Source organism: Alteromonas profundi (genome assembly GCF_010500865.1).
GTDB classification, from domain to species: Bacteria; Pseudomonadota; Gammaproteobacteria; order Enterobacterales; family Alteromonadaceae; genus Alteromonas; species Alteromonas profundi.
Window position 1 is genome coordinate 47,856 of sequence record NZ_JAAAWN010000003.1, and the last position, 21,600, is coordinate 69,455.

Sequence of the window (21,600 nt, forward strand, 5' to 3'; positions counted from 1 at the left end):
TATTCCTTTTTGAATATACCACGGGCAAGCCTCGCTTAGTCCTTAGCGTTAGCTTTCTTCTCATCAGGTGTTTCAAACATACCTAATTGCTGACTATCCGCCGTAGTATTACTACTTTCAATTTCAAGACGGCGCTGCCTAATAAGCGCAGCACGTTTACGTCGCTGGCATGCTACGTTTATTTTTCGGCGTGTTGCGTCGTCTACTTTTAACCAATACAAACGTTCTTCACGGCTTCTAAAGCAGCCTTTGCAATAGCCCTTTGGGCCAGATTCACATACACCAATGCAGGGGCTAGGAATATCAAAAAATTCTAGCTGTTGCCCCTGTCGATAGTGATCTGCCATTGTACCCTAATGTCAAATATGGAACGCTGATAGCACAATTAAACCTTATAGCGCCTGTTACTGCCAGAAAATATAGACAGAAACTGCTTTTTATATGCTGTAACCATAGGTGAATATCTTCATACTTGCCAAACGCTATCGCTAGTCTACTAGTGTATAGTCGATGGTGGATACCACCCTAACCTTTTTAATGTGTGGGTGATGAGTGTCACGGCTACTAATTGAAAAGCGTCCTTGGTTGGCACGTTTAATTTTGCCCAATGTGCTTTGCGAGTCTTTCGCAAACTTTAGTGCCACTTCCCGTGCATTTAACGTAGCCTCTTCAATCATTTCTGGTTTTACTTCATTTAAGCGGGTAAATACATAGTCGGGTTGAGCTTGATAACGTTGATCTGAAAGTACGATACCCTGCTTAACCAAACTACCAATTTTTTGCATAATTTCACGTACTTTTTCTACATTATCAGAGTATACGGTAATTGTTTGAGTGGCAGTATATCGGTATTTCGCTCGTTCAGAGCCGCCATACTGTTGGGCTAGCTTATCGGTAATTTGTGGCTTACCGATGGTTACATTATCTGAGGAAATACCCTTGCTGGTTAGAAACTCCACCACCGCAGTACTATTGTCTTGAATATCATCGTATAAACTAACCAAATCGTTGCCCGCGTCGACAAACTGAATAGGCCAGATAACTTGGTCGGCAAGATATTCTCGTTCTGATAAGCCCTTTACCGTTACTACCCTATCCCACGTTTTCATGTCGCTTAACGCTTGGCTAATTTGAAAGCCAAATAAAGCGAGGCCAGCGATAATACCGGTGGCGAGTATGGCGGAAGCTAGTGTTTTCATGGTTTTTCCCTAAAGCGAAAGCATCATTAATAAACGTACTGTACTGATACGATCACACTCTAAATGATAAGAAGGCGTTAGGTATAGCCATTTAACGATGAAATATGCGTGAATAATGGCAAAAAAAAGGCCACTCAATTGAGTGGCCTAAAAGTGCCCCTTAAGAGGGCAACGCTTGGGTAGACGGGAGAGTTAACCTTTGCGTTTTAGCAAGTAGTAAAAGACCGGTGTAAGAATTAAACCAAAGAAGGTCACACCTATCATGCCGGAGAATACGGCAACCCCCATGGCTTGACGCATTTCTGCACCCGCACCGGTTGAGAGAACCATTGGCAATACCCCCATAATAAAGGCAATAGAGGTCATCAAAATAGGGCGTAAACGCAAGCGACTGGCTTCTTTAATCGCCGACAGAGCATCCATACCACTGTCTTGTAGCTCTTTGGCAAATTCCACAATAAGAATGGCGTTTTTGGTGGCAAGACCAACTAATACAATCAGCCCTATTTGGGTAAAGATATTGTTGTCACCGCCATAAATTTGCACACCAATAAGAGCACTTAACAGGGTCATAGGCACAATGAGAATAATAGCCAATGGCAAGCGTAGGCTTTCATACTGCGCCGCTAACACCAAGAACACCAACAGCACCACCAACGGGAAAACAAAGGCTGAGGCATTACCCGCCAGTATTTGCTGGTAGGTTAGTTCGGTCCATTCGTAGGTCATACCCAGTGGTAGGGTTTCTGCCAAAATTTCTTCAATGGCCGCTTTGGCTTGATCAGAAGAATAGCCCGCTGCTGGTGCGCCATTCACTTCCGCCGTCACGTACCCGTTGTAGTGCATAACACGGTCTGGGCCGGCACTGTGCTCAACATTTAAAAATGAGCCTAAGGGGATCATCTCGCCTTGTGAATTACGCACTTTAAATTGCGTAATATCGCCAATTTCCTGTCGATATTGCGCATCGGCCTGCACGTTCACCTGGTATGTTCTGCCAAACAGATTGAAGTCGTTAACATACAGCGAACCTAGGTACGCCTGCATAGTAGTAAACAAGGTGTCTATGTTTACTCCTTGGCTTACCGCTTTTTCGCGGTCTACGTCTACATCAAGCTGAGGCACCGCCACGGTAAAGCTGGTGAACGACCCAGTTAAGGCTGGGTGGGCCCACGCTTTGCCAATCACTTCCTGAGTGACCCGCTCTAGTTCTTGAAAGCCAAGATTGGCTCTGTCTTCAATTTGCAGTCTAAAGCCGCCAATAGTCCCAAGCCCCATCACTGGCGGAGGCGGAAATATAGCCACGTAAGCCCCTTTGATTGCGCCAAATTGCTGATTTAACTTTGCTGCAATGGCCCCTGCTGATAACTCGGGTGACTGGCGTTCATTAAAGGGTTTAAGTGGTGTAAACAAAATACCTGAGCTTGGACTGTTAGTGAAACCGTTGATATTAAGCCCGGGAAACGCCACGGCGTCAGACACACCTGGGTGCGCTATGGCAATCCGTGACATTTCACGAATGACCTCTTCGGTTCTGTCTAAGCTTGCCGCATTAGGTAACTGTGCAAACGCCACCAAATATTGCTTGTCTTGCCCTGGCACATAACCGGTGGGCGTAGACGCAAATTGGTTATAGGTAAGCGCAATTAAACCTGCATACAACACCAATACAATACCGCTTTTACGAATTAACCCACCCACAGCGCCGGTGTATTTTTTTGAGCCTCGCTCGAATACGCGGTTAAACGGGGCAAACACGAAACGGCCAAACACTTTGTCCATGCCACGGGTTAACCAATCATTGGCTTTACCATGAGGCTTAAGCAATAGCGCAGACAGTGCCGGGCTAAGGGTTAACGAGTTAATCGCAGATATGACGGTGGATATAGTGATAGTAAGGGCAAACTGCTTATAGAATTGCCCGGTTAAGCCACTCATAAATGCAGTAGGAATAAATACCGCGGCAAGCACTAAGGTTGTGGCAATAATAGGGCCAGTCACCTCTTTCATGGCTTGCACGGTGGCATTAAAAGGAGACTTACCCTCTGCAATGTTCCGTTCTACGTTTTCCACCACCACAATAGCGTCATCTACCACAATACCTATTGCCAACACCAAACCAAACAATGATAAAGCGTTAAGTGAAAAGCCCATAAGCTGCATGAACGCAAAGGTTCCCACTAATGAAATAGGCACTGCAACAAGAGGAATGATAGACGCACGCCAGGTTTGTAAAAACAGCACTACCACTAATACAACCAGCAATACGGCTTCCAGCAAGGTGTCGACTACGGCTTTGATAGAGCCTCGAACAAACACCGTGGGGTCGTAAACGATGTCGTATTCCAAACCATCAGGAAATGTTTGCGATAGCTCGGCCATACGGGTACGAACATCGTCTGAAATTTGAATAGCATTTGAACCCGGCGCTTGAAATATAGGCACAGCCGCAGCCGGTTTGTTATTTAATAGTGAACGCAGCGAATAGTTGTCTGCCCCTAATTCCACACGGGCCACGTCCTTAAGACGGGTTATTTCGCCGTTTCCGCCCGTTTTGACAATAATATTTTCAAATTCGGTTTCATCTTTTAAACGCCCGCGAACGTTAATCAGTAACTGAAATTCGCTTTTGCCCGTAGGCTGAGAGCCTAAACTTCCTGCGGCCGCCTGCTGGTTTTGATCGGCAATAGCCGCGGCTACATCGCCAGGATTTAGTTGTAATGCAGCCAACTTGTTAGGGTCTAGCCACACGCGCATGCTAAATTCCCCAGCGCCGAATAGACGCACTTGCCCCACCCCATTGATACGGGCAAGCTCGTCTTTTACAAACTGATCAGCATAGTTAGACAAATACAGCATGTCGTAACGGTTATCTGGCGAGGTTAAATGCACCACCATGGTTAAATCTGGCGATGATTTTTCAGTGACAACACCTAAGCGCTGTACCTCTTCAGGCAAGCGGGGCGTGGCGCGGTTCACACGGTTTTGAACGAGCGTAGTGGCATCATCAGGATCGGTGCCGATAGCAAAGGTGATGGTAAGCGTCATAGTGCCATCGCTGGTTGCCTGCGACGACATATACAACATATCTTCCACACCGTTAATCTCTTGCTCTAACGGCGTTGCAACGGTAGCTGCGATAACCTCAGGGTTGGCACCAGGGTAACTTGCCGTCACAACAACGGTGGGCGGTACCACTTCAGGGTATTCTGTAATGGGCAATTGCCACACAGCAATGGCCCCGCCGATAAAAATAAGCAACGACAGTACACCCGCAAATATCGGGCGGCTAATGAAGAATTGCGAAATGTTCATTACTTAAGACCTGCCGTAACCGTAGGCGCTGAAACCGAACCACCTGCTAATACGTCATCAAACTGTGTCATATTTTGGGAAAACTGAGTGGCACCATCTACACGAGACTGCCAGTTAGACAAATTAGCCAAGGCGTCTTCATCACCCATAGACACTTCGTTTGCTGCCACTACCGCACCGGGGCGAACACGCTGTAAACCGTCAACTACAATGGTATCGTTAGCGTTTAAACCACGTTTAATAATACGCATACTACCCACCTTATCGCCTAAGGTTACTGCGCGGTATTCCACTTTGTTTTCTTCATTTACCACAAGAACAAACTTATTATTTAAATCTGTACCTATGGCTTTTTCTTTTATGAGAATAGTTTCTTCATTGGTATCGCCGGCTAACTTTAAGTGAGCGAACAATCCTGGAATTAAACGCCCTTCGGCGTTGTTAAACACCGCTCGTACACGAAGCGTACCTGTGCTGCTATTCACTTGGTTATCGATAAAATCGATTTGTCCCCAGTGGTTGTAGTCAGACTCGTTCGCTAAGCGCATAGCCACAGGTTGCTCACTAACCGCCGTTGACGTGTCATTTTTTACCGACAAATAATTAAGGTAGGTTTGTTCATCGATATCAAAATACGCGTATAAGCTGTCTGTTGATACTATACGGGTAAGTTCGGTTTGCCCTGCGCTAACAAAGTTACCTTCGGTAATATTCGCGCGCGAAATACGCCCTGAAATAGGCGCTTCAACACGGGCAAAACTACGATTTAACCGCGCAACATCTAGTTCAGCTTGGGTTTGATTTAAGCTCGCTAAGGCCTGATTCTTTTCCGCTAAACGGGCGTCTAGCACTTCTTCTGAAACCGCGTGGGTTTTACGAAGTTTAAACGCACGATTATAGTTTTGCTCGGCAAGTTGAACACGGCTTTTCGCTTCTTCAAGTTGTGCTGTTAAACGAGCAACTTCTGCTTTAAAGGTTCGGTTATCAATAAGAAACAAGGTTTGCCCCTGCTTAACATATTCGCCTTCATCAAAGGCTACAAGATCGATATAACCAGAAACGCGCGGGCGTAATGCAACAATTTGCGGCGACTCTAAACGGCCAGTGAAGTTATCCCATTCGGTCAAACGTTGAGATAATACCGTAGCCACATCTACAGGTACGCCAGTATTCGCCTGCATTGACTGACTAGGATCCTGCTCATCAACACCGCATGCAGCGACGAGTGCAGTAAGAATTACCAGTGCCATTAAACGGGTAAAAGTTTTCATTGCAAGATACTCTTAAAATTGATTTAAAGTTTGATGGCGCGCATTATGCCCACCTCAAAACAATAAAAATAATTATCTTTTCATATGCAACACATCACATGATGTTATATATTAAGAAGCAGATTAATTATCCATGTTTTGAACAACCGACGGTTTATGGCAATCACGCTTTACAATGCGGCAACCCGAAACCATCGCTGTTAGCAATACAGATGATTATGCTGCTAATAGAGAGGGAGATGGGCGCAAGCGCGAAGTAAACCTTCTACCGCATGGACGCGGTAGAAGAGCCTCTATTGATGGGTTTACGGCGTGTTTACGAAGCAATTTCGCCTAACGGCCTCACCGATTGTCCGTAAAGCCAACAAGTAGGAGACGAAGATGCGTCCACATGATTTGAATTTGCTTATGATATTCGATGCCATCATGACAGAGGGCGCAATTACACGTGCCGCAGATAGACTGTCAATGACCCAGCCAGCGGTATCTAATGCCCTATCGCGCATGCGTACTGCTTGGAACGACGAGCTTTTTGTGAAAGATGGTCGCGGAATTCAACCCACCTCCTTTGCTAAAAACCTATGGAGCCAAATTCAAGGGCCATTAGGTGAGCTTGAAGTAGCGGTGAACCCTACCGAATTTAATCCTGCTACCGCAAAGCGCACGTTTAGAATTGCCGCGAATGACAGCATCGTTTCTATGGTTTGGGGGCCGCTACGTAAAGTAATAGAAAGCGAAGCACCGGGTATCAACATACATGCTATCCCTAATTACGACATGACCACGGATAAAATTTTAAAGGATGCCGAAGCCGAACTTACCTTTTCAAAGTACCAAGAGCCCGGAACTGTTATTCGGGCAGAGCACGTACTTGATGCGAAATGGGTTGTAGTGATGCGCCCTAACCACCCATTAGCGAAACAGCGGCTCAGCTTAGACAACTTTCTTGCTGCCGATCATCTCTTGGTTTCGGTTACCGGCGATGTAACAGGCCCTACCGACCAAGCGTTGGCAAACTTAGGCCTTAAACGGCGTGTAGCCATGTCTGTTAATCAGTTTCACAATGCCATTGCTCTATTAAAAGAAACAGACTTAATTGCAGTAGCGCCCTCACTTGTAATGGAAAAAGAGATATTTTCCGGTGAACTTGCCGTGTTTGAAACACCCGTGGAAATTGTTACCTCACCCTTATCAGTTATGTGGCACAAGCGCCAAGACCAAGATGCCGGGTTGCAGTGGTTGCGGGGCTTAGTGGTGAAGTTTATTCGTGAACGGGTACAACGCCACGATATGCTGCTATCTCAGTGTTGCAGAAAAGCCTACTGCCCAGATACAGTTAAACGCTTAATAGCCCAAAGAACGATAGAGGCGAGTGAATTTACCCCGGCTAATATACAATCAGAAAAACCGCTACGCGAGCACGAAGGCGAAGCGAAAATAACGGCGTAGCAGTAAGCACAATCATCACACTTATCGATTCGCTTCTAAGCCTATATTCTGAAAATAAAAAAAGGCCTGCTTATATAAGCAGGCCTTTTTGGACAAATTAACCTACACGGCTAACTTATTTCTTTTTCTTCGCCTTTGGATTTGGCATGTCGGTAATGCTACCTTCAAATATTTCTGAAGCAAGACCAATAGACTCATTAAGCGTTGGGTGAGCATGGATAGTTAATGCCACATCTTCTGCATCAGCACCCATTTCAATAGCTAAACCAATTTCACCGAGCATTTCGCCAGCGTTGGTTCCAACCATTGCACCACCAATAACGCGGCCAGTGTCTTTATCAAAGATCATCTTAGTCATACCGTTAGTTGCATCAGATGCAATAGCACGGCCAGAGGCTGCCCAAGGGAAAGTTGCAGTTTCGTAGCTTACGCCTTGCTCTTTCGCTTCTTTCTCGGTTAAACCAACCCAAGCGACTTCTGGCTCAGTATAGGCAACAGAAGGAATAGCGCGTGGGTCGAAGTAGTGTTTCTGTCCGGCAATAACTTCCGCCGCAACGTGACCTTCATGCACCGCTTTGTGCGCAAGCATAGGTTGACCTACCAAATCGCCAATAGCGAAGATGTGATCAACGTTAGTACGCATTTGCTTATCAACGTTAATGAAACCACGCTCATCTACGTTTACGCCAGCTTTATCTGCGCCAATAACTTTGCCGTTAGGCTTACGACCTACAGCAACCAATACTTTGTCGTAACGCACTGGCTCAGAAGGTGCTTTTTTACCTTCGAAGGTAACATACAAGCCGTCGTCTTTTGCTTCAACCGCCGTTACCTTGGTTTCAAGCATGATGTTAAACTTGTCTTTGTAGTCTTTCATGAATACTTTCATGATGTCTTTGTCAGCAGCTGGAATAAGCTGATCTAAGAATTCAACTACGTCAATTTTTGAACCTAATGCTTCGTAAACTGTACCCATTTCTAGACCGATGATACCACCGCCTAGTACTAGCATTTTTTCTGGAATGTCTTTCATTTCCAGTGCGCCAGTTGAGTCGATTACACGCTCATCTTCTGGGATAAACGGAAGGCTTACCGGCTCAGAGCCAGCAGCAATAATGGCCTTCTCAAAAGTAATAGTAGTAACGTCGTCACCATTTTTTACTTCAAGCGTGTTGCTGCCAGTAAATTTACCGTAACCTTTTACATGCTTGGTTTTACGCATTTTAGACATGCCGCCAAGACCATTGGTTAGTTGCTTAACCACACTGTCTTTGTATTCACGAATTTTGTCTAAGTCGATGGTAGGCTCGCCAAACGATACACCGTGGCTTGCAAGGTGCTTCGCTTCTTTCATTACCTTAGCAACGTGAAGAAGGGCTTTAGAAGGAATACAGCCAACGTTTAGACAAACGCCACCTAGGGTGTCACGAGAATCTACGATTACTGCCTCAATACCTAAATCAGCTGCACGGAAAGCTGCTGAATAACCGCCAGGGCCACCGCCCAGTACCACCAATTGCGTTTTTATTTCGCTCATTGTGAACCTCAATCCTGTTCTTGTAGGGTTATGCTATTACTTATGCGCAATAGCATAACCTAAATGCCGCTAAATGGGCCGATAAAATCGTCGAAAATGTTACTGATATTGTAAACTTTTTCGACCTTTTACTTAAAGTATGATTCTGCGTAAGTCAGTTAGGTTTGCCGCAACCTCTGTAGAGAATCTTGCACCTACTGCACCATCGATAACACGGTGGTCATATGACAGGCTCAGTGGCACCATCAAGCGGGGCTCAAATTCCTTACCATTCCACTTAGGCTTCATCTCAGACTTAGACACACCTAATATGGCGACTTCTGGCGCATTTACAATAGGCGTAAACGCTGTACCGCCAATACCGCCAAGGCTAGAAATAGTGAATGTACCACCTTGCATATCAGCTGCTTTAAGCTTGCCTTCACGGGCTTTCTTAGACGTGTCGATTAGCTCTTGTGATAACTGTTCAATACCTTTCTTATTCACGTCACGAATAACAGGAACAACAAGGCCGCCTGGGGTTTCCACCGCAATACCAATGTTGATAAATTTCTTAATGATTAAGCTTTCGCCATCATCAGACAGTGACGAGTTAAATACTTCGTATTTTTCTAACGCTTTGGCAACGGCTTTCATAATGAAAACGAGCGGCGTGATCTTAAGACCAGACTTAACTTTCGCGTGGTAAGCGTTTTGCTCTTTACGGAAAGCTTCAACGTCAGTGATATCGGCTTCGTCAAATTGAGTAACGTGGGGGATAGTTGCCCAGTTACGGTGTAAGAACGGACCTGATATCTTCTGAATACGCGAGAGTTTTTGCTCTTCCACTTCGCCAAACTTGCTGTGATCAACAGGTTTTACCGGCACAATTTGCAACACATTGTCGCCTGCCGGCGCACTTGCACCACTGCTCTTAGGTTTAGCGAGTTCTGCTTTCACATAAGCCTGAACATCTTCTTTAAGAATGCGGTTCTTCGGACCTGAGCCGTTTACAAGGGTAAGGTCTACACCGAACTCTCTGGCAATACGACGTACCGACGGTGATGCATGAGCTTTGCCGCCGTTTGACGGTGTTGACGCTGCTGCAGGCGCTGGCGCAGGCTTCTTAGCCGCAGGCGCTTGCTCTTTTTTCTGTTCTGCTGGCTTTTCAGCTGCTGGAGCAGATTCTGCCTTAGCTGGCGCAGACGTTTCGCCACCACTGGTTTCTAATTTAACAACCAATGTACCTTGTTTAACTTTATCACCGGTTTTAATGAAAACTTCTTTCACCGTACCGGCGTGCGTTGAAGGTACATCCATAGTGGCTTTGTCAGTCTCTAGGGTAATAAGGCCATCTTCTTTCTCTACCTTATCGCCTTTTGAAACCAATACATCGATAACGTCAACTTCATCTTCGCTACCAATATCAGGCACTTCAACTTCAATCTCTTCGCTTGCACTTGCGCTTGAAGACGCCGCACTATCGCTAGATGACGTCGTCGCTGGCTCTGCGTCTGACTCTGTTGTAGATGCTGAATCAGATTCAGCCGCGCTGCCTGCATCGCCAGTTTCTAGTTTAATAACCAGCGTGCCTTCTTTCACCTTATCGCCAGTTTCGATGAAGACTTCTTTCACCGTACCAGCGTGCGTTGAAGGTACATCCATAGTGGCTTTATCAGTTTCTAGCGTAATCAAACCATCTTCTTTCTCGATGGTGTCACCTACTGAAACAAGAACGTCGATAACATCCACTTCCTCGTCGCTACCGATATCAGGCACCTTAACTTCGATGACTTCGCTGCTAGTTGATGACGCTGGCGCAGCGTCTGATTTACTTTCTTCTTTAGGTGCTTCTTCTTGTGCTGGCGCGTCTTCTTTAGGCGCTTCTTCTTGCGCTTCTTCAGCTGACTCGTCAGAAGACGCATCGTCGCCCCCGGCTTTCTTCATTTCACCGATAACATCGCCTTCTTTAATCTTGTCGCCTACAGCAACAGACAAGCTAACGATTTCACCTTCAAATGGCGCCGGGATGTCCATAGACGCTTTGTCACTTTCTACAGTAACAACGCCTTCTTCAGCCTCAATGGTGTCGCCTACGGCAACACATAGCTCGATAACTTCAACTTCGTCACCGCCTACATCGGGTACGATAATCTTTTGAATATCTGACATATGTAAAATACCTTTTTTGGCTACGCGTAAAGTGGATTAAGTTTTTCAGCGTTAATATCAAAACGCTTAATCGCTTCTGCTACCACTTTCTTCTCAACATCACCGCGTTGAGCAAGCTCATAAAGTGATGCAACCACAATGTATGACGCATTAACTTCAAAGTGCGTACGCAAGTTTTCACGGCTGTCGCTGCGTCCAAATCCGTCTGTACCTAGGCAACGGTATTCAGTGTCGATAAACGCACGTACTTGATCTGAGTAGTTCTTAACATAGTCAGTGGCAGAAATAGCAGGGCCTGCATCTTTCGTAATAACCTGACCAATGTAAGGCACTTTTTGTTCTGCTTCTGGGTTAAGCATGTTGTAACGTGCAACGTCTTGACCTTCGCGCGCTAACTCATTAAACGAAGTTACTGAGTACACGTCTGAAGAAACGTTGTAGTCGTCACATAGAATCTTCGCTGCTTTACGTACTTCATTTAAGATAGTACCTGAGCCCATTAGCTGAACGTTAAGCTTAGATTTGCCGCTTTCAATACGTTCTAGCTTATAAATACCTTTAATGATTTGCTCAGCAACATCATCACCTTCTGGCATTGCAGGGTGCTGGTAGTTCTCGTTCATCAGTGTTAGGTAATAGAACACGTTCTCGTTGTTACCGTACATACGACGTAGACCGTCTTGTACGATAACAGCCACTTCGTAACCGTATGTTGGATCGTACGTAATACAGTTAGGAATTAGGTTAGCTTGAACGTGTGAATGTCCGTCTTGGTGCTGCAGACCTTCACCGTTAAGTGTCGTTCTACCTGCTGTTGCACCTAATAGGAAACCACGTGCTTGGCTATCGCCCGCTGCCCATGCAAGGTCACCAACACGTTGGAACCCAAACATTGAGTAGTAAATGTAGAACGGAATAGTGGTGGCATTACACGTTGAGTAAGACGTACCTGACGCTACCCACGATGCCATTGCACCTAGCTCGTTAATTCCTTCTTGTAGTACCTGACCTTTCTTATCTTCACGATAGTAAGCTACTTGGTCTGCATCTTGCGGTACATATTTTTGGCCTTCGTTGGCGTAAATACCTACCTGACGGAACAAGCCTTCCATACCGAAGGTACGGGCTTCATCAGGAATAATTGGCACAATACGCTTACCAATCTTCTTATCTTTCAACAACGCGTTAAGCACACGTACAAATGTCATAGTAGATGACACTTGGCGATCGCCTGAACCTTTAAGTACGGCATCAAACGCGCTTAGCTCTGGAACTTCTAGTTGTTCATCTGCCTGCTGTCTACGAGAAGGAAGGTAACCCCCTAATGCTTCACGACGTGCTTTAAGGTACTTAAGCTCTTCACTGTCTTCAGGGAACTTGTAGTAAGGCAGTTCTTCAATTTTTTCGTCAGCAACAGGGATATTGAAACGGTCACGGAATTTCTTAATTGATTCCACGTCCATTTTCTTCACGTTGTGCGCAACGTTTTGTGCTTCACCCGACGCACCTAAACCAAACCCTTTAACGGTTTTTGCTAAGATAACGGTTGGACGACCTTTGGTGTCCATCGCTTTTTGGTATGCCGCGAATACTTTAACCGGATCGTGACCACCACGGTTAAGGCGCCAAATATCTTCATCTGACATGTTAGCAACAAGGGCGGCGGTTTCTGGGTACTTATTAAAGAAGTTTTCCCGCGTATACTTACCGCCTTTGGCTTTACAGTTTTGGTATTCACCGTCTACTGTTTCGCCCATAAGCTGAATAAGCTTGCCTGATTTATCACGAGCAAGGAGCTCATCCCAGTAGCTACCCCAAATAACTTTAACCACTTCCCAGCCTGCGCCACGGAATGTGCCTTCAAGTTCTTGAATGATTTTACCGTTACCACGTACAGGGCCGTCGAGGCGCTGCAGGTTACAGTTAATTACAAAAGTCAGGTTATCTAAGCCTTCCCGTGAAGCAAGACCAATTGCACCCAAGCTTTCTGGCTCATCACACTCACCGTCGCCCATGTAGCAGTATACACGTTGCTCAGAACAGTCTTTAATACCGCGGTTAGTAAGGTACTTAAGGAAGCGAGCGGTATAAATGGCTTGAAGTGGACCTAGGCCCATAGATACCGTAGGGAACTGCCAGTAATCTTTCATCAAGTGAGGGTGCGGGTATGAAGACAGACCGTCACCTGCACATTCTTGACGGAAGTTGTTTAGCTGTTCTTCGGTAAGGTTACCCTCGATGAACGAGCGGGCATAAATACCTGGTGAAATATGGCCTTGGGCAAAAATAAAGTCGCCGCCATTTTTATCAGTGGGTGCTTTGAAGAAGTGGTTAAAGCCCACATCGTAAAGCATTGCCGATGACGCGAAACTACCAATATGACCACCAAGTTCAAGGTCTTTTTTAGACGCACGCAATACAATCATCAAAGCATTCCAGCGAATTGCTGCACGAATACGAGCTTCAATGGTAAGGTCGCCCGGCATTTTCGGCTCTTGTGCTGCTGGTATTGTATTGATGTATGCGGTAGTGGCATCGTACGGTAGATGCGCTCCGCTGCGACGAGCCTTATCAATAAGTTTCTCGAGTAAATAATGGGCGCGTTCTACACCTTCCTCTTCAAACACAGACTCGAGGGCGTCGAGCCACTCTTTGGTTTCTTGAGGATCCACATCTTGGTGCATCATATCAGTCATGGTGCCATCCTATTTTTGCTTATATAGAAAATCCTCCCTTAGCATTGCTTGTAATCTTACAAGCGCTAAAAGAAAGAAAACTAATTTACGTTGTACTCACAGTGACCCAATCTGGCTCACCTGCTTTTGCATTGGCACAGGTAAAAACCTGACCGGCCGCTGCGAATGAATAACCGCCAGATTAAATCTGACGGTTAAATCTCTAACCGACGCAACGCACGCTGTACACGAGTGTCACGTTGATTAATGGTTAGTAGCGTTTTTTCTATAAACGCTAAATGGGTATTACATGCCTGGCGTGCAGCCTCAGGGTCGCGTGAGGCTATTGCTTCTACAATTTCACGACGTTGCTTTGCGATATCTTCTACCGCCTCTGGGTTCACTGCCAGCATGTCAAAATTTCGTTCAATATTATCCACCAGCATACTTTGCATGGTGCTCATTACGTGTAGCAGCACCATGTTGTGTGATGCTCGCGCCATAATGATATAAAACTTGCCCAATGCTTCTGCTTGCGCCCGTTTACTCTCCTGTGGATTAGGAGAAGGAAGCTCGTTTAATGCCCGCTTTAACGCGTCATAGTCTTCCGGTTGCCCACGTAACGCGGCATAGTATGCTGCCATACCTTCAAGTGCGTGACGAAACTCAAGTAAATCAAATTGGGTTTCAGGACGCTTACTTATCATCGCCATTAGCGGGTCTGTCATTGCCGAATTCAAATCGCGACTGACAAAAGTACCACCGCCTTGTTTGCGCTCTACCAGCCCACGTGCTTGTAAATTACCTATTGCTTCTCGCAACGAAGGGCGTGAAACATCGAACTGCAAAGCGAGTTCTCGCTCTGGAGGCAGCTTTTGTCCTGCCAGTAAGGTGCCATCTAAAATCATGGACTCTAACTGCTCGGTTATAACGTCGGCCAATTTTTTTCGCTGCTGACGCATGCGTAATTCACGTCCTTAAATCTTCAAAGTGCGGTAACTAATACGTAAAGGTATATAAAAAAGGGCTTGCCAGTTAAATTGGTAATACCATTTTACCTATACAGTTTAAGCCATGTTGAAAGTCAGGTAAATACTCTCAAGCATAGCAAAGTTATACAGGCTTGCATGATGTTAAGCTTTATTGTTGAATTTGTTGCAAAAAGTGAATGATTTCACACTGGTCTGATGAGGGGAATTAAGTTTACTTAACGAAAGAAACACCTGATCTATAAGTAAAAAAATTATAGACCAAGTGTAGATGCTTAAAAAGTTGTTAATAAAAACCTTACGCTAAGGTGCCTAAAAGCGTTAGAAATGATGTTACCACGACAAGAAAAATGACATTTCTTTTAGCTAATTTTACCAGTACGCTGGGCTCTACACCTGCGTTTTCTGCTTGTTTTTTATGCTCTTCAGGAGAAAGCATTTCGGCGTTAGCTGAAACTGTCGTAAGAAAATCGTAAGCTGCTACATCAAGGGCGAACGCGCCTTTAAGCCACTGGGGTAAAGCTCGGGAGAAGTGCCCCATCATTAACATACCAAAGGCGGTAATTCTCACGGGAATAAAATCGAGTGCGAACATAAGTCGCGCAGCATTCTCAGCTTGAGGGTGTTGCGTAGCGCAAAACGCGTCGGTGGCACTGCGGCTTAAACAGTAAAACAACGCTCCTGGGGCGCCAAAAGCAATAAACCAGAGTATTACTGCGGCATAGTGCTGGTAGTTTAGCCACGTAAGATGCTGACCAAAACTTTGCCCTTCGCCAAGCGCTGTACCATCACTTTTGGGTACACTATTGCAGTGGCCTAGTTGATCGGTATACATACTACAGGCTTGCAGGTCTCCTCGCTCTGCTGCGTTTAAGAATCGCTTATAGATGCTACGAAGTGTGGGACAACCAATACACACAAATAACACTAAACTTTGCTCAATAAACGTAAAAAAGGCGCCTAATAAATAGTATTCAATAAGGCCAAGAATCAACGCAGGGGCGATTAACAATAGGTACAACGTAATTGAAGACCCATCGCTTTTTAACCAATCTTTTGATGCTGCCCACTCACGATACTGGGCTGCGTAGTATTCAATATGCCACTGCGGCGATTTACCCACCACGCGCTCTAAACTTAATACCAGCAACAAACTCATTAAAATCATATTCACTTTCCTTGCCTATAAGAAACGGAGATTTAGCCGCCGCATCTTATAAATTAGTGGTTAAGCATTAATTGCCGTTCTGTATCGTGCCCAATCAAACGCCACGCCCGGATCGGACTTTCTTCCAGGCGCAATATCATTATGACCTACAATACGCCCTAAAGAGATCCGAGGATAGCGTTGGCGTATAAAACGGGTAACATCGGTAAGAGCCTGATATTGTTCCTGTGTATAGGCCAAATCGTCTGTACCCTCTAACTCTATACCGATAGAAAAATCGTTACATCTATGTCTACCTTGAAAAGTGGAAACCCCTGCATGCCAAGCCCGTTGATTAAATGGAACAAATTGCTCTACTTCACCGCTACGGTAAATAACACAATGGGCTGACACCCTGATATGGGCAATATGCTGATAAAATGGATGGGCGTTAGGGTCTAATTTACCGGTGAAAAACTTACGGATATCACTGCTACCAAATTGTTTTGGCGGTAACGAGATGTTGTGAATAACCAGCAAATCAATATCGCTTTCGTCGGGTCTAGCATCAAAATGCGGGCAATCAATTTGTTTCGCTTTTTCGTATAACACCATGGTTATTGATTTTTCTATGATTTGTCTTCATTTATACTAGTGTGACACTGGTTAGATTGCGGCACAAGGCAAGGCAGAAACCAAAATAGCCGCCTTACGGTGATTAATTCCAACAAACTCAAGCAAGGCGAGCAAAAATAAAAATGGATAAAGGTGACGTACATACCGGTTCAGCCGGAAAGTGGATGGTGGTACTAGCATGGGTCTGTGGTTTGTCGCTGCTGGTGTTTGTATTCTCTGATTTATTAGAAAAACAGGTAAACCCTAATAGCGAACCGCAATCTAAACGAATAGGCTCGCAAACGGAAGTACGGCTAAAGCAAAACCGACAAGGGCACTATGTAACCAGTGGCTTCATTAACGGCGAAGAAGTCGTGTTTCTGGTAGACACAGGTGCCACCGATGTGGCTGTACCGGCCCACTTAGCAACACGGCTAAACCTAACCCCTGGTCGTCAAGGCATGGCAAGTACCGCAAATGGCCTTGTACGGGTAGCCGAATCGCGTATTAACACGTTACGTATTGGCGACATCGTCATCAATAATGTAAAAGCTAACCTTAACCCCGGTATGCAAGATGACCATATTCTGCTTGGAATGAGTGTTTTAAAACAATTAGAGTTTACTCAGCGCGGAGAATGGTTAATATTGCGTACCCTTTAAATAAAGACTGCGATAAAGATGACATCACCGGACATTCAGGCCATTCGCGAACAGGTTTCGCAGGCGCTTATTGAAGATTTAGGTGGCGAATTAAACGCCACAAACGATATTACCGCTAACCTTATCGATGAAGACGCGAGCGCCAAGGCGACAATTCTCACCCGTGAAGCGTGTGTGGTGTGTGGTGTTGCTTGGGTAAATCAGGCGTTTGCGATAATTGACCCTTCGGTATCGCTTACCTGGCACGTACAAGATGGGCAGCACTGCAAAGCGGATACATTATTGGTGAGCTTATCGGGTTCCGCCCGGGCCATTTTAACTGCCGAACGTACAGCATTAAACTTCCTTCAAACCCTTTCAGGTACGGCTACCACAACTGCGTTTTACGCCAACTTATTAGCGGGCAGTGAAACTAAAATTCTGGATACCCGGAAAACACTACCGGGGCTAAGGTTGGCACAAAAGTATGCCGTACGCTGCGGCGGCGGGCAAAATCATCGTATTGGCTTATTCGATGCCTTTTTAATTAAAGAAAACCATATTTTCTCCTGTGGTGGCATTAATAAAGCCATTACCCGTGCTAAAGCAATGATGCCGGGCACGCCGGTTGAAGTAGAAGTAGAAAACATGGATGAGCTTACGTTAGCACTTGATGCAGGCGCTGACATTATCATGTTAGATAATTTTACCAACGAACAGATCCAACAGGCAGTAGCCATAACAAACAAGCGCAGTAAACTTGAAGTGTCAGGAAATATTACCGATGAGCGACTTGCTTCGTTAGCGGGATTAGGGGTGGACTACATCTCTTCTGGCGCGCTCACCAAGCATGTGCACGCCATTGATTTATCACTTCGAATAAGTATGAATGATAATAACTAGTCTACTTTATTGAGGGATACCCCATCCCTCACCTTCTGTGTTATCCCCCTCGACAAAGCATATTTATGGGCCTAAAAGCTCAATAGGGTTTGTATAAGTATACGAAAGTTCAATGGCTTGCGTATACCTAGCCATATCTAATAGGGTCATGCTCGAAAAACAAGACACCGGTATAATTTCTGATACTTGTCAGTTTGCGATTGCATTCTATACTGATAACCAAGTACCGGGGCCGTTCACCGACGACTCAGGTATAAACGTTAACTTGAACACGACTTTAATTTTGCGTGATATACACGTCCCGGAGAAAACAATGAAAAACATGAACACTAAGAACCAACAAGGTTTTACCCTAATCGAATTAATGATTGTTGTTGCAATCATCGGTATTCTTGCGGCAATCGCACTACCTGCGTACCAAAACTACACAGAAAAAGCTAAGTTTACTGAAGTGACCAATGCAACAGCAGCGGCAAAAACAGCGGTAGAAATTTGTGCACAAACCACAGGAGCGTTGACTTCATGTGACGGTGGCGCAAGTGGTGTACCCGCAGATATTGACAACTCAAGCGATACCAGCTTAGTGGGCCTAAAAACTGTTGACGGCGTTATTACTGCCACGGCATCAGGCGACTCAGGCATTACTGATGGTACAAATGCCGCCACATATAAACTAACACCAACCCTTGCTAATGGCCGTGTTACATGGGCTACTGCTTGTACCCCAACTACACTTTGCTAAACGAACACCCAATTTGAACCAAAGCCCAGTTTTCACTGGGCTTTGTTGTCTCTACACTAGGTGTATGCAATTTACGGAGTAGCGCAGTAATGGCGAAGGCAGCAACCACATTTACTTGGCAAGGAAAAGATCGCCAAGGAAATAGCAGAAAAGGGGAAATTTCCGCAGTAACCCTCGCTGAAGCGAAAAACCTACTTCGTCGGCAGGGAATATCGGCCAATAAAGTTAAAAAACTAAGCACACCTCTGTTTGGCCGTGGGGGCCAAAAAATTGTCGCTGCCGACATTTCAGTCATGTCACGCCAAATTGCCACCATGTTAGCGGCCGGCGTTACCCTTATACAATCGCTAGATATGATAGCGCAAGGCCATGCTAAGGCCACAATGCGTAAATTACTTCATGAAATAACCGACGAAGTTAAGTCTGGGAACCCACTATCAAGCGCCTTAAGAAAACACCCCGATTATTTTGACGATCTCTATTGCGATTTAGTTTACACAGGCGAACAATCCGGAGCGCTTGAAACTATCTACGATAGGATCGCCACTTACAAAGAAAAAGCCGAAGCCCTAAAGTCGAAAATAAAAAAGGCCATGTTCTACCCGATTGCCGTGGTGGTAGTGGCCTTTATTGTTACCACTATTTTGTTGGTGTTTGTGGTTCCTCAGTTTGAAGAAATATTCAGTAGCTTTGGCGCTGAACTTCCCGCCTTTACACAATTTGTATTGGCAATCTCTCGGTTTGTTCAAGACTTTGGCGTGTTTATCGCCATAGGCGCCACCGCTGCGGCTATGTTATTTATTCGAGCACATAAGAAAAGCCAGAAGCTTCGGGACAACGTTGATAAGAATATTTTAAAAACCCCGGTAGTAGGTGAAATTCTAAAAAAAGCCAGTATTGCTCGCTTTACGCGCACACTGGCTACCACCTTTGCTGCGGGGGTGCCTCTTATTGGCGCGCTGGAATCGGCGGCGGGAGCCTCTGGCAATGCAGTATATCGAGATGCCATATTATTTATGCGCAAAGAGGTAGCAGGCGGTATGCCCATGCATGTAGCCATGCGTGCAACAAACGTATTTCCGGATATGGTGACGCAAATGATAGCCATTGGTGAAGAGTCTGGCGCGGTGGATGAAATGCTAAGTAAAATAGCCACCATTTACGAAGCCGAAGTAGACGATATGGTAGACGGGCTTACTAGCCTATTAGAGCCTATGATCATGGCGGTTCTCGGGGTGGTAATCGGTGGGCTCATTGTTGCTATGTACCTCCCTATATTTCAGATGGGTAATGTGGTGTAACACACCAAAGCTTTTGTAAACTACGGGCTGATAAAATACAGTTGCACGCGCTAGCGTGATTTTGACATCATAAATAAAAAATAAAGAGACTCTTATCCTATGGAAGCGGTTATTTCAGTAAGCCAGCTTTACCCTTCTTTTTTCTATTGCCTCGTTTTCATTATTAGTTTGATGATTGGAAGCTTTTTAAATGTGGTTATTCATCGTCTTCCTATTATGATGGAAAATAGCTGGAAGGAGGAATACGCCAGCTATTTTAATAAAGAGCATAGCCCTGCCCAAACAACGCCGTACAACTTAATAAAACCTGATAGCACCTGCCCACAATGTGGCCATCGTATACGTGCGTGGGAAAATATTCCTGTGTTTAGCTACCTTTTTCTCAAAGGCAAATGCGCAAATTGCAAAGCGCCCATCTCTATTCGATACCCCCTTGTTGAGCTTTTTACCGCCATAGTGAGCACCTTTGTCGCCGTATTCTATGGCCCTACGCCCGCGGCATTATGGGCCATAGTGTTTACCTACCTATTAGTGGCGTTGTTATTCATTGATTTAGACAAAATGTTGTTACCTGACCAACTTACCTTGCCTTTGTTATGGTTAGGTTTATTACTAAGTACCCAAAGTATCTTTGTTGATATGCAGTCTTCCATTATTGGTGCCGCCGCCGGGTATATGACCCTATGGAGCGTATACTGGCTATTTAAGTTGCTTACCGGCAAGGACGGTATGGGTTATGGCGATTTCAAGCTATTGGCGGCGCTTGGAGCCTTTACTGGGTGGCAGGGCTTACCTATTATCATATTACTGTCTTCGGTCGTAGGTGCTCTTGCAGGCCTGGCTATTATGGTAGTTCAAAATAAAGGCAAGTCATTAGCTATTCCCTTTGGCCCCTATCTTGCCGTTGCAGGTTGGATTACCTTACTGTACAAAGATAGCATTACAGACACCTATATTAGTTGGATAATGGGATAATGAGTAATGCAATTGTAGTAGGGTTAACGGGGGGCATTGGCAGTGGCAAGAGCGCTGCTACCGACGCATTTGCGCAGTTAGGCATTGATATTATAGATGCCGATCAAGTGGCAAGAGATGTAGTAGCAAAAGGAAGTGAGGGGTTAACCCAAATTGCCGCTCATTTTGGCAGCAATATCTTATTAGCATCCGGCGAACTTGATAGAGCCGCGCTGCGAGAGCACGTCTTTCAGCATGAAGATGAAAAACAGTGGTTGAATAACCTACTCCACCCTATGATACGCGCTCGAATGCTTGCATTAATTGCCTCGTCTACGAGTGGTTATTGTATTTTGTCCGTCCCCCTTTTAGTGGAAAACAATATGACGGCGATGTGTAAGCGCGTTATTGTTGTCGACTGCCCTGAAAGTACGCAAATGGCACGGGCGATGACAAGAGATGGCAGTTCGAAACAAACCATTGCTAATATCATGGCATCGCAGGCAAGCAGGGAAACGCGGTTAGCTGCGGCCGACGATGTGCTACATAATACCGGTTCACTTGAGAATCTACACAAGCAAGTTAGCGCATTACATCAACACTACCTTGAAATCTTCTGTTTAAACGAGTAAAAAAGCTACAACCGCAACTTTTTTGCTGTTTATTTGTCCAAATCTTTAAATCAACGCCTATGTAGACTTGGCTTACATC

Annotated in this window: 18 protein-coding genes; 8 read left to right on the forward strand and 10 right to left on the reverse strand. The window is 45.3% G+C overall.

Translation table 11 applies throughout. The features are described 5' to 3' along the window. Positions 1 to 35 precede the first annotated feature (35 nt). The 4 genes from GTH32_RS02975 to GTH32_RS02990 all read right to left on the reverse strand — a co-directional run bounded on the left by GTH32_RS02975 (position 36) and on the right by GTH32_RS02990 (position 5,785). On the reverse strand, positions 36 to 347 hold the full coding sequence (locus GTH32_RS02975) for a DUF1289 domain-containing protein (protein ID WP_163083754.1): 312 nt from the start codon (positions 345 to 347) through the stop codon (positions 36 to 38). A gap of 141 nt (positions 348 to 488) precedes the next feature. After that, positions 489 to 1,199 (reverse strand): SIMPL domain-containing protein, encoded by a 711-nt coding sequence (locus GTH32_RS02980; RefSeq protein ID WP_163083755.1) that lies wholly within the window; start codon positions 1,197 to 1,199, stop codon positions 489 to 491. Between the two features lie 192 nt (positions 1,200 to 1,391). Then, a complete protein-coding gene (locus tag GTH32_RS02985) occupies positions 1,392 to 4,514 on the reverse strand; it encodes an efflux RND transporter permease subunit (RefSeq protein ID WP_163083756.1) in 3,123 nt (1,040 codons plus the stop codon). Continuing rightward, positions 4,514 to 5,785: an efflux RND transporter periplasmic adaptor subunit gene (locus tag GTH32_RS02990; protein WP_163083757.1), complete on the reverse strand. Its 1,272-nt coding sequence runs from the start codon at positions 5,783 to 5,785 to the stop codon at positions 4,514 to 4,516. Before GTH32_RS02990 ends, GTH32_RS02985 begins: the two co-directional genes overlap by 1 nt. 175 nt (positions 5,786 to 5,960) lie before the next feature. Here GTH32_RS02990 and GTH32_RS02995 point away from each other — a divergent pair, with 175 nt between their 5' ends. Next, the gene (locus tag GTH32_RS02995; RefSeq protein ID WP_163083758.1) at positions 5,961 to 6,122 is read left to right on the forward strand and encodes a hypothetical protein; all 162 of its coding nucleotides are present in this window, start codon (positions 5,961 to 5,963) and stop codon (positions 6,120 to 6,122) included. A gap of 44 nt (positions 6,123 to 6,166) precedes the next feature. Continuing rightward, a complete protein-coding gene (locus tag GTH32_RS03000) occupies positions 6,167 to 7,234 on the forward strand; it encodes a LysR family transcriptional regulator (protein WP_163083759.1) in 1,068 nt (355 codons plus the stop codon). Positions 7,235 to 7,349: 115 nt separating this feature from the next. On the opposite strand, the gene lpdA is transcribed toward GTH32_RS03000, so the two are convergent. The 6 genes from lpdA to ampD all read right to left on the reverse strand — a co-directional run bounded on the left by lpdA (position 7,350) and on the right by ampD (position 16,348). Next, the gene (gene lpdA, locus GTH32_RS03005) at positions 7,350 to 8,771 is read right to left on the reverse strand and encodes a dihydrolipoyl dehydrogenase (RefSeq protein ID WP_163083760.1); all 1,422 of its coding nucleotides are present in this window, start codon (positions 8,769 to 8,771) and stop codon (positions 7,350 to 7,352) included. A gap of 132 nt (positions 8,772 to 8,903) precedes the next feature. Continuing rightward, entirely contained in the window at positions 8,904 to 10,922 is a 2,019-nt protein-coding gene (aceF, locus tag GTH32_RS03010; protein ID WP_163083761.1) for a pyruvate dehydrogenase complex dihydrolipoyllysine-residue acetyltransferase, read from the reverse strand. 20 nt (positions 10,923 to 10,942) lie between these two features. Then, on the reverse strand, positions 10,943 to 13,618 hold the full coding sequence (gene aceE / locus GTH32_RS03015) for a pyruvate dehydrogenase (acetyl-transferring), homodimeric type (protein ID WP_163083762.1): 2,676 nt from the start codon (positions 13,616 to 13,618) through the stop codon (positions 10,943 to 10,945). A gap of 194 nt (positions 13,619 to 13,812) precedes the next feature. Further along, on the reverse strand, positions 13,813 to 14,559 hold the full coding sequence (locus GTH32_RS03020) for an FCD domain-containing protein (protein ID WP_163083763.1): 747 nt from the start codon (positions 14,557 to 14,559) through the stop codon (positions 13,813 to 13,815). A gap of 325 nt (positions 14,560 to 14,884) precedes the next feature. Then, positions 14,885 to 15,754, reverse strand: coding sequence for a beta-lactamase regulator AmpE (gene ampE, locus GTH32_RS03025; protein ID WP_163083764.1), 870 nt, complete (start codon positions 15,752 to 15,754; stop codon positions 14,885 to 14,887). A gap of 60 nt (positions 15,755 to 15,814) precedes the next feature. Then, the gene (gene ampD / locus GTH32_RS03030) at positions 15,815 to 16,348 is read right to left on the reverse strand and encodes a 1,6-anhydro-N-acetylmuramyl-L-alanine amidase AmpD (protein WP_163083765.1); all 534 of its coding nucleotides are present in this window, start codon (positions 16,346 to 16,348) and stop codon (positions 15,815 to 15,817) included. A 143-nt stretch (positions 16,349 to 16,491) separates the two neighbouring features. Between ampD and GTH32_RS03035 the strand changes: the two genes are divergently transcribed. From GTH32_RS03035 to coaE, 6 genes are all read left to right on the forward strand, one after another. Beyond that, complete coding sequence (locus GTH32_RS03035) at positions 16,492 to 17,010, forward strand: retropepsin-like aspartic protease family protein (protein WP_163083766.1); 519 nt, start codon at positions 16,492 to 16,494, stop codon at positions 17,008 to 17,010. An 18-nt stretch (positions 17,011 to 17,028) separates the two neighbouring features. Then, a complete protein-coding gene (gene nadC / locus GTH32_RS03040) occupies positions 17,029 to 17,892 on the forward strand; it encodes a carboxylating nicotinate-nucleotide diphosphorylase (protein WP_163083767.1) in 864 nt (287 codons plus the stop codon). Positions 17,893 to 18,205: 313 nt separating this feature from the next. After that, positions 18,206 to 18,634 (forward strand): pilin, encoded by a 429-nt coding sequence (locus tag GTH32_RS03045; protein WP_281360011.1) that lies wholly within the window; start codon positions 18,206 to 18,208, stop codon positions 18,632 to 18,634. Between the two features lie 89 nt (positions 18,635 to 18,723). Next, positions 18,724 to 19,935 carry a type II secretion system F family protein gene (locus GTH32_RS03050; RefSeq protein WP_163083768.1) on the forward strand — a complete coding sequence of 404 codons (1,212 nt, stop codon included), beginning with the start codon at positions 18,724 to 18,726 and terminating at the stop codon, positions 19,933 to 19,935. 99 nt (positions 19,936 to 20,034) lie between these two features. After that, a complete protein-coding gene (locus tag GTH32_RS03055; RefSeq protein ID WP_163083769.1) occupies positions 20,035 to 20,910 on the forward strand; it encodes a prepilin peptidase in 876 nt (291 codons plus the stop codon). Beyond that, complete coding sequence (gene coaE, locus GTH32_RS03060) at positions 20,910 to 21,521, forward strand: dephospho-CoA kinase (protein ID WP_163083770.1); 612 nt, start codon at positions 20,910 to 20,912, stop codon at positions 21,519 to 21,521. The genes GTH32_RS03055 and coaE overlap by 1 nt, the downstream gene beginning before the upstream one ends. Positions 21,522 to 21,600 lie beyond the last annotated feature (79 nt).

Coding starts and splice junctions, on each gene's coding strand:
- GTH32_RS03035 (WP_163083766.1), top strand. CDS start 16,492: ATGGATAAAGGTGACGTACATACCGGTTCAGCCGGAAAGTGGATGGTG.
- nadC (WP_163083767.1), top strand. CDS start 17,029: ATGACATCACCGGACATTCAGGCCATTCGCGAACAGGTTTCGCAGGCG.
- GTH32_RS02990 (WP_163083757.1), bottom strand. CDS start 5,785: ATGAAAACTTTTACCCGTTTAATGGCACTGGTAATTCTTACTGCACTC.
- GTH32_RS02995 (WP_163083758.1), top strand. CDS start 5,961: ATGCGGCAACCCGAAACCATCGCTGTTAGCAATACAGATGATTATGCT.
- ampD (WP_163083765.1), bottom strand. CDS start 16,348: ATGGTGTTATACGAAAAAGCGAAACAAATTGATTGCCCGCATTTTGAT.
- GTH32_RS03045 (WP_281360011.1), top strand. CDS start 18,206: ATGAAAAACATGAACACTAAGAACCAACAAGGTTTTACCCTAATCGAA.
- GTH32_RS03050 (WP_163083768.1), top strand. CDS start 18,724: ATGGCGAAGGCAGCAACCACATTTACTTGGCAAGGAAAAGATCGCCAA.
- aceF (WP_163083761.1), bottom strand. CDS start 10,922: ATGTCAGATATTCAAAAGATTATCGTACCCGATGTAGGCGGTGACGAA.
- GTH32_RS03020 (WP_163083763.1), bottom strand. CDS start 14,559: ATGCGTCAGCAGCGAAAAAAATTGGCCGACGTTATAACCGAGCAGTTA.
- GTH32_RS02985 (WP_163083756.1), bottom strand. CDS start 4,514: ATGAACATTTCGCAATTCTTCATTAGCCGCCCGATATTTGCGGGTGTA.
- GTH32_RS02980 (WP_163083755.1), bottom strand. CDS start 1,199: ATGAAAACACTAGCTTCCGCCATACTCGCCACCGGTATTATCGCTGGC.
- aceE (WP_163083762.1), bottom strand. CDS start 13,618: ATGACTGATATGATGCACCAAGATGTGGATCCTCAAGAAACCAAAGAG.
- lpdA (WP_163083760.1), bottom strand. CDS start 8,771: ATGAGCGAAATAAAAACGCAATTGGTGGTACTGGGCGGTGGCCCTGGC.
- ampE (WP_163083764.1), bottom strand. CDS start 15,754: ATGATTTTAATGAGTTTGTTGCTGGTATTAAGTTTAGAGCGCGTGGTG.
- GTH32_RS03000 (WP_163083759.1), top strand. CDS start 6,167: ATGCGTCCACATGATTTGAATTTGCTTATGATATTCGATGCCATCATG.
- coaE (WP_163083770.1), top strand. CDS start 20,910: ATGAGTAATGCAATTGTAGTAGGGTTAACGGGGGGCATTGGCAGTGGC.
- GTH32_RS03055 (WP_163083769.1), top strand. CDS start 20,035: ATGGAAGCGGTTATTTCAGTAAGCCAGCTTTACCCTTCTTTTTTCTAT.
- GTH32_RS02975 (WP_163083754.1), bottom strand. CDS start 347: ATGGCAGATCACTATCGACAGGGGCAACAGCTAGAATTTTTTGATATT.